This window comes from Thermanaeromonas sp. (genome assembly GCF_021890735.1).
In the GTDB taxonomy this organism is placed as follows: Bacteria; Bacillota; DSM-521; order Neomoorellales; family Neomoorellaceae; genus Thermanaeromonas.
In genome coordinates this window covers 1-6178 of the sequence record NZ_JAKKUR010000089.1, presented here as the reverse complement: position 1 = coordinate 6178, position 6178 = coordinate 1, and the positions used below count along the sequence as shown (strand labels likewise).

The 6178-nt window shown below is 52.1% G+C and carries 9 protein-coding genes and 4 pseudogenes; 2 read left to right on the top strand and 11 right to left on the bottom strand.

Annotated elements, in window-relative coordinates:
• Positions 1-64: 64 nt before the first annotated feature.
• The 11 genes and pseudogenes from tnpA to L5656_RS09945 form a co-directional block, all read right to left on the bottom strand.
• Positions 65-226 (bottom strand): annotated as a pseudogene (tnpA, locus tag L5656_RS09975) (IS200/IS605 family transposase); the annotation flags it as partial.
• A 215-nt stretch (positions 227-441) separates the two neighbouring features.
• Complete coding sequence (locus L5656_RS09970) at positions 442-1104, bottom strand: coenzyme F420-0:L-glutamate ligase (protein WP_297202530.1); 663 nt, start codon at positions 1102-1104, stop codon at positions 442-444.
• A 29-nt stretch (positions 1105-1133) separates the two neighbouring features.
• Positions 1134-2030 (bottom strand): N-acetylmuramoyl-L-alanine amidase, encoded by an 897-nt coding sequence (locus L5656_RS09965; RefSeq protein WP_297202528.1) that lies wholly within the window; start codon positions 2028-2030, stop codon positions 1134-1136.
• A 243-nt stretch (positions 2031-2273) separates the two neighbouring features.
• Positions 2274-2426, bottom strand: coding sequence for a diguanylate cyclase domain-containing protein (locus L5656_RS11470; protein ID WP_366018266.1), 153 nt, complete (start codon positions 2424-2426; stop codon positions 2274-2276).
• 121 nt (positions 2427-2547) lie between these two features.
• Entirely contained in the window at positions 2548-2727 is a 180-nt protein-coding gene (locus L5656_RS11465) for a glycosyltransferase (RefSeq protein ID WP_366018267.1), read from the bottom strand.
• A pseudogene (locus L5656_RS11460) lies at positions 2720-3004 on the bottom strand (site-specific integrase); the annotation flags it as partial. The pseudogene L5656_RS11460 and the gene L5656_RS11465, both read right to left, overlap by 8 nt.
• 154 nt (positions 3005-3158) lie before the next feature.
• Positions 3159-3407, bottom strand: a complete 249-nt coding sequence (locus L5656_RS09960; RefSeq protein WP_297202527.1) for a type II toxin-antitoxin system HicA family toxin — start codon at positions 3405-3407, stop codon at positions 3159-3161.
• On the bottom strand, positions 3404-3613 hold the full coding sequence (locus L5656_RS09955) for a 2-oxoisovalerate dehydrogenase (RefSeq protein ID WP_297202525.1): 210 nt from the start codon (positions 3611-3613) through the stop codon (positions 3404-3406). Before L5656_RS09955 ends, L5656_RS09960 begins: the two co-directional genes overlap by 4 nt.
• Before the next feature lie 347 nt (positions 3614-3960).
• Positions 3961-4659 carry a hypothetical protein gene (locus tag L5656_RS11515; RefSeq protein WP_428849307.1) on the bottom strand — a complete coding sequence of 233 codons (699 nt, stop codon included), beginning with the start codon at positions 4657-4659 and terminating at the stop codon, positions 3961-3963.
• 48 nt (positions 4660-4707) lie between these two features.
• Positions 4708-4824 (bottom strand): annotated as a pseudogene (locus tag L5656_RS11455) (transposase domain-containing protein); the annotation flags it as partial.
• An 18-nt stretch (positions 4825-4842) separates the two neighbouring features.
• Positions 4843-5220: a desulfoferrodoxin gene (locus tag L5656_RS09945; protein WP_297202523.1), complete on the bottom strand. Its 378-nt coding sequence runs from the start codon at positions 5218-5220 to the stop codon at positions 4843-4845.
• A 185-nt stretch (positions 5221-5405) separates the two neighbouring features.
• Here L5656_RS09945 and rbr point away from each other — a divergent pair, with 185 nt between their 5' ends.
• Positions 5406-5981 carry a rubrerythrin gene (gene rbr / locus L5656_RS09940; RefSeq protein ID WP_297202522.1) on the top strand — a complete coding sequence of 192 codons (576 nt, stop codon included), beginning with the start codon at positions 5406-5408 and terminating at the stop codon, positions 5979-5981.
• A 25-nt stretch (positions 5982-6006) separates the two neighbouring features.
• Positions 6007-6178 (top strand): annotated as a pseudogene (locus tag L5656_RS11450) (FprA family A-type flavoprotein); the annotation flags it as partial.

The following is a 6178-nucleotide window of genomic DNA, read 5'->3' as shown; positions in this document are numbered from 1 at the left end:
AGTTCCAGAAAACTTGTGAAAAACTAGGAATTGTCCATGAACGTATACCTGTTAAAACCCCTATGGAGATGTGCCCGACAGTGCCCACGTAGTAAGAAGGGTTCCAGAGATGCCCGCCCCAGAGTTCTCTCCTGAGGTCGGGAAACTCATTGAAAAGGAACCGAGCTGAGACCCCTTTTAGGGCCTTGACCATGCTGGCCACCAGGTGGTTGGGCGTTGCTCGGACGAGGCGGTTATTTTTCACGATGTCCTTCGGTTCGGGGACGGCAGTTTTCGTAGGGAAAAGCCGGTCCTGTTAAATCACATTTAACTCCGCCTACCGGAACTTTTCCACTTTCGCTCCATTTCTTCTCCGTTTTATGAACGTATAGATCATAAAACAAGGTTTAACCACTGGCCAAATTCAAAAGTGTGTCGGGCCGGGCCTGCCTAGGTAAGGCTCTAACCAACCGCCAGTACGTTCCTTACATGCTTCAGTACCACAATGGGTGTCTGCTCGTCTTCGTTCCCAAAGGGATTATCACGCAAGGCTTCTATAACAGCTTCCAAATAGCCTTTATCGGTTATGCCTAAGATATCTACACATCCTAAATCGTTTACATCAGCAATAACTGCCTCTGCTCCAGTTGCCTGCTTAATCGCCTGGACCACCCTTTGGGGCTCCCGGGGTCCCAAGACGATGTGGCGCTCATAAGGATACATGGTGCCGGCCACATCATCGATTAGAGCCAGTTCCCTCCCTGCCACTATGTAAAAGTACCCCTTACGGCGTAAAAGCCTGCCTACAGCGGCCGCTGCACATCCAGCCAAGATACGGAATATACCTGCTTCCTGGATGGCCAGCTGCATGGCAGCCGGCGTAGCCAGACTCCCCGATTTCTGAGGGAAACGGCACAGGAACCTAGCCACCCATCCGGGCTTCACGTCCTCCGGAAGGATGGCCCGTCCCTGGGTAATGGCAACCACACTTTCAGCTAAAGCGATAAAATCCCCCGGCGCGACAATTCCTTCCGTGTACCGTTTAGCTACTTCCACTATGTCATCTTCTTCTGTAATAATATGAGTGCGGATGGGTATTTTGCCTGCGAAAGTAGGGGAAGACATGTGGACTACCTTTCCCTCCTATTCGAACCTTAATGGCGTACCTTAAGGCTAAAATGATAAAAAGCACTCAAGGTAGCTAAGGTCAACTTGCGGTAAAAATGGGGATTGCGAAGAATGCCCTCGTCCACCCAGTTGGTGATGGTCGCTATTTCCAAAAGGAGAGCAGGAACCTTCCCTAACTCCTCGAGGTTGCGGCAAGGCTCCACTCCCCTTGCGGGCATCTTGGTCTTCGTGGTGATCGCTTCTAAGGCCATACGGGCTAAAACCTCCCCGTCTTCAGCCCGAGGATTGTACTTTATAGCTGTGCCCCGCACCGTTCTATCTATATTACCATGCGCGTGTATGCTCAAAAAGAGGTCTGTGCCCGGCTCTGCCTTCTTTATTCGTTCCTCCCAGGAAGGATTTTCTTCCCCCTCCCTTGTTACCGCCACACCAGCCCCTAGGCGTTTCAGAGCGGTCGAGATCTCCCGGGCTGCGATCAGTACCACGTCCTTCTCCCACAGGTTTACCGGACCCCGATGGCCGGTATCAGGCCCACCATGGCCGGGATCGATAACAATTCGCCGGCCCTGATAAAATTCCCTCACAGGCCTCCGGCTTATGTGAACAGCCACCCTGACCGGTAAGCCTTCGTGAACAGTAACATAACTTCCGGACGGAACTTCTAGACAAATTAAAAAACCGACCTGTCCTGCCCCTTCCTCCCTGATCAATACTTGCCTTACGACCCCGTCCCGTACCTCTAAAGGCCCAGGGTACATACTAAGCTTTCCTATAGCTTTAAGCCGACAGAGGCAGGGATTTTCAGCCGTTAGTTCAAAAGGGAAAGGAGCTGTGGCTTCTAACACTATCAAACTTTCATCGTCTGCCTCTTCACGGGTCTCAATTCGACTAAAAATATTAGTGAAGCGAGGCAGTTTCTCCATAATAACTTGCTACCTCCGGACGTTCGGGACCAAGCCCCGGTCTGTATCGCACAGCATTGGTTTGCAAAACAGGCCGCGGCTCCCCCGGCCTATGGTATACTACAGGCGAGGTTAGAGAAATTTCCCTGGGCACCAGCGGCTTCATTAAAAAGTCCATGGCTTTTACTCTCCCACCCGATAGGTCTAACCCCGTCGTTATAGTTCTCATGGTCCCCATTCTGTCGCGGGCAGGTCTGCCATTTACTACAGTCTACAAATACGCAGTTTCCGCCCGTTGTCCTTCGCCCGGTAGAGCGCTGCGTCGACCCTCCGTGTAATCGTGTCCACCGTATCGCCGGGCGCATATGCTGCCACTCCGAAGCTGGCCGTAACCCGGCCCACCCCGGGAACCTCCATTTAGTTCAACTTCCGCCTGAACTCTTCGGCGAGAACCATCGCATCCTTGCGGTTGAAAGCTCCAAAGGCACCTGATATGATGAGCTTTCAATTACACCACCCCTTATGTGGCAGCCATTGGCTACGCAAGGATTCCTCCGACGGCAATTATATCAGGATCCTCCAAAAAAGGCATCATTACCCGCACAAGGGAATCGCTCTGTAGTACGGAATCGGCATCGATGCTTACCACCACAAGGTACACGGCAGCATTAAGACCAGCATTTAATACGTCGGCTTTACCACCGGGTTCCTTATCGATGACCCGTTTTAGGGAAGTCCGGGAGCCTTGGGGTTAGCCCTTGGTCCACGCACCAGGAGAGCCAGGACTTCACGGCCTTCATGCGGCGGTTGACCGTGTTGGGCTTGAGGCCCTTGACGTTCCGCATCCAGTACTGGTACTCGCGGAGGTCGATGCTGGTGATCTTCTCGGGGGCCGGGTCCTCCCCAAACGTCTCGGCGTACCACCGTGCGAAGGCCAAGAGGTCCTTGCGGTAGCCGGAGACGGTATGATAAGAGGAGTCGGTCTCTCTGAGGTAGGAAAGATAGCGGCTGAAACCTCAGTCAAGGTGGTCGCTCCTTTCCGTATTGATTGACGGCTTGTCCGTCTTCCACCCAAATAAAGGCAAAGCCCCCGGGAGACGTGTTTGCTTCTCCCGGGGGCCGCGGCTATTTTCACACGTGACGGGGTTTTTACCGCTTGTGGAAAAGTTCCCTGACCAAAGTTTCCTTGGGGATTTGCATGTGCTCGGCCACATCGGTCAGGATGCCGCTGAGCGTACCGACCTTTAAGGGGTTGTGCAGGGGTACAGTAATGTGGTATTCACCTCTTAGAGTTGTGGTAAGGCGGAGGTGGCTCCCTGTTTGCCGCGTTATGTGGTAGCCATACCTGGCCAAGAGTTTGGTCAATTCTACCCCGCTTACGTCCCTGGGCAGTCTCACACCGCCATAACCTCGTCTTTCACGATGTGTAGCCGGATCACCCGCGGCATGTCCTTGTCCTCAAAGTGGCAGCGTACGGCGTCCCGGACGTTGCTCCTTATTTCGTCCAGGTCCTCGCCCTCCGTGAATATGGAGTGGCCGAGGGCGCGTGCCGTGTAGCCGCCCTCCGGGGCTTCCTCGACCAAGAAGATTATCTCCTTATCCAATCTGTTTCCCTCCCAACCTGGAGGTTGCTCTACCTGGAAAAGTCTATTTCTCCACCACGTGCTCAAAAGGTTCACGACCAATATATCATACACCGGCACGGCTTTCAATTATGCCGGTGTGGGTCGTCCCTATCAAGAGTCCGCGTCATGATTTAACTAAGTAGGTAACTTCATGAAAATTTTCTGCTGGGCAAGACTTCGACACCAGGCCCTCCGGTGCCCCTAGAAAACCGGCCAGCAAGCAAGAGCAGAAAAATTGGGTCGACCCTCATAACGCCGAAACGCTTAACACCCGCAAAATTAGCTACGTCGCCCGGGTTTTCTTCGGTCCGTATAACGTCCATTGCCTATCGCTTCTGTTCCCCCGTATAAAGGTCAAGGGCAAACCGTCCGTCATATTTAGGTACAGGATTTCGCTCCTCCACAAATATTCTGGTACCCTGTACGCTAATTCTTACACTTGCCCCGCGCCTAGTGATTCCCGCGGAAAGACCGTCCAGCAGCCGGAATAACCGGTACAAAGATAACAGATGTTCGGGAAATTCAGCAGGTAGTTCGCTCTCTTTATGGTGATGGTATTTAATCAGTAATACAGTATATCGTTTTAGACCGTAAACTCCTTCGGCCAGGGCAGCCCCCCGGAAAGCATGCTTGTAGCCCGGTTCAAATACCTCCTTGGGGTCTACGACATCACCTATAATCACCCTTTGAGTGCGGAACTGCTCGGCCAGCTTGCGCACTTCATCTGCCGCTATTGCAAAACCGCGCCCCGCTTCCCCAGCACGTGCCCCCGTAAGCCTTCGCCCATGCCGGGCGCACAGACCAAGGGCCCGCGCCTTCCGAAAGACTCGCGAGCCTCCAAAAAATCGAAGGCTGGAAGCCCTTCCAACCCCCGGCCCGTTCCGCGTCGTCTTCTCCACTCCCGGCACGCCCGCCAGGACGCTTCCTTCCTTCCGCCCGGCTTGACCTTGGCCGCCGGGTCTCGCGGCCAGAAGGCCTGCGGCAGAACCGCCTCCCCGCGGCTTTTTACGCTCATCCAGGCTCAACTCCTTCCACACCCGCTTTACGGACCCGATGTCGCCGACCCCTACCCCTCAGGCCACACGCGGATCTTGAGGGACTCCTCCGCAGGGATCACTTGATAGATGCTTCCGCCTTTCAAAGAGGTAAGTAAGGTAGTAGAAGGGGTTTAAACCGTTTTCCTTGGCTGTCTCTCATCTCTTTCACTCCTATTCTGACCGCCAGTGGCCATGTAAGTTACAATAAGCTCTAGCCAGGGCTGTTTCAGCCTTGGTGGAAAATTCAGCTTCAGGGAACTCCCCTGGCTTTAAATGTTGCCGTAAGATTTGCCCGCCGGCCAGCAATTCGATCCATTCAATGTAATGGCTTTCTTCCATGGGATGGGGAACCGAACCAACAGTTACTTTAAACCCACCTTCTACCCGGGTAATAACCGGTATATGCTTTTCCTTGCTTGCCTCTACTGTATTTTCGACTAGCAATACCATGGGTTTACCGCAGCATACTAAGGTTCCTGCTCCTGTATGCAATACCTCAACAATGTTACCACAAATATTGCATTTGTAAACGTGGCCTAAGGCCGTCATAAACAAGCCTCCTTTATCATAAGGTTACTATTTCCATTTCGCCATCACTAGCGTCATTCCTTCTTTTCTTTTAACTTTTGTTTCGTTTTGTGTAAAACCTGCCAAGGGTGGCAGGATAAAGCAAGAAGGTGTCGAAATCTATTTCCTTAAAGACATATTTGATTTTAAGGGGGAAAAGCATCGATATGGCCAGTATCAAAGGAACACGCACTGAAAAAAACTTATTACTAGCCTTTGCCGGTGAATCGCAAGCCCGCAACAGGTACACTTTCTATGCTAGCCAAGCCAAGAAGGAAGGCTACGAGCAAATAGCTGCCATTTTCTTAGATACTGCTGATAACGAAAAGGAGCACGCTAAGCGCCTCTTTAAATTTTTAGAAGGTGGAGAAGTGGAAATAACAGGCGCTTTCCCGGCTGGTATCATTGGAACTACCGCTGAAAATCTAGCTGCCAGTGCTAAAGGAGAAAACTATGAGCATACCTCCATGTATCCTTCCTTCGCTCAAGTAGCTGAGGAAGAAGGATTCCGAGAAATTGCAGCTGTATTTCGGGCCATCGCCAGGGCCGAAAAGGGACACGAAGATCGGTTCCTAGCCCTTTTAAGTAATCTTCAAAACGCTCAAGTGTTCAAACGAGAAGAAAAGGTAACCTGGCGCTGCCGCAATTGTGGGTATATCCATGAAGGCAAGGAAGCCCCTGAAGTATGCCCCGCCTGTGCCCATCCCCGCGCCTTCTTTGAACTTCTGGTGACTAACTACTGACTTACAAAAAGGGGAGGTATCTTTTATGGGCCGTCCAGTGGCTTTGGGAGAAGGGATATATTGGGTAGGAGCTATAGACTGGAACATACGCTATTTCCATGGGCCCGCTTTTTCCATTCCCCGCGGTACTACTTATAACGCCTACCTTATAGTGGACGATAAAATAGCCTTAGTAGATACTGTATACGGGCCTTTCG

What these genes read in the sequence shown, in the direction of transcription:
- L5656_RS09970 (WP_297202530.1), bottom strand. Translation starts at nt 1,104, where the DNA reads ATGTCTTCCCCTACTTTCGCAGGCAAAATACCCATCCGCACTCATATT.
- L5656_RS09965 (WP_297202528.1), bottom strand. Translation starts at nt 2,030, where the DNA reads ATGGAGAAACTGCCTCGCTTCACTAATATTTTTAGTCGAATTGAGACC.
- L5656_RS11470 (WP_366018266.1), bottom strand. Translation starts at nt 2,426, where the DNA reads ATGGAGGTTCCCGGGGTGGGCCGGGTTACGGCCAGCTTCGGAGTGGCA.
- L5656_RS09945 (WP_297202523.1), bottom strand. Translation starts at nt 5,220, where the DNA reads ATGACGGCCTTAGGCCACGTTTACAAATGCAATATTTGTGGTAACATT.
- rbr (WP_297202522.1), top strand. Translation starts at nt 5,406, where the DNA reads ATGGCCAGTATCAAAGGAACACGCACTGAAAAAAACTTATTACTAGCC.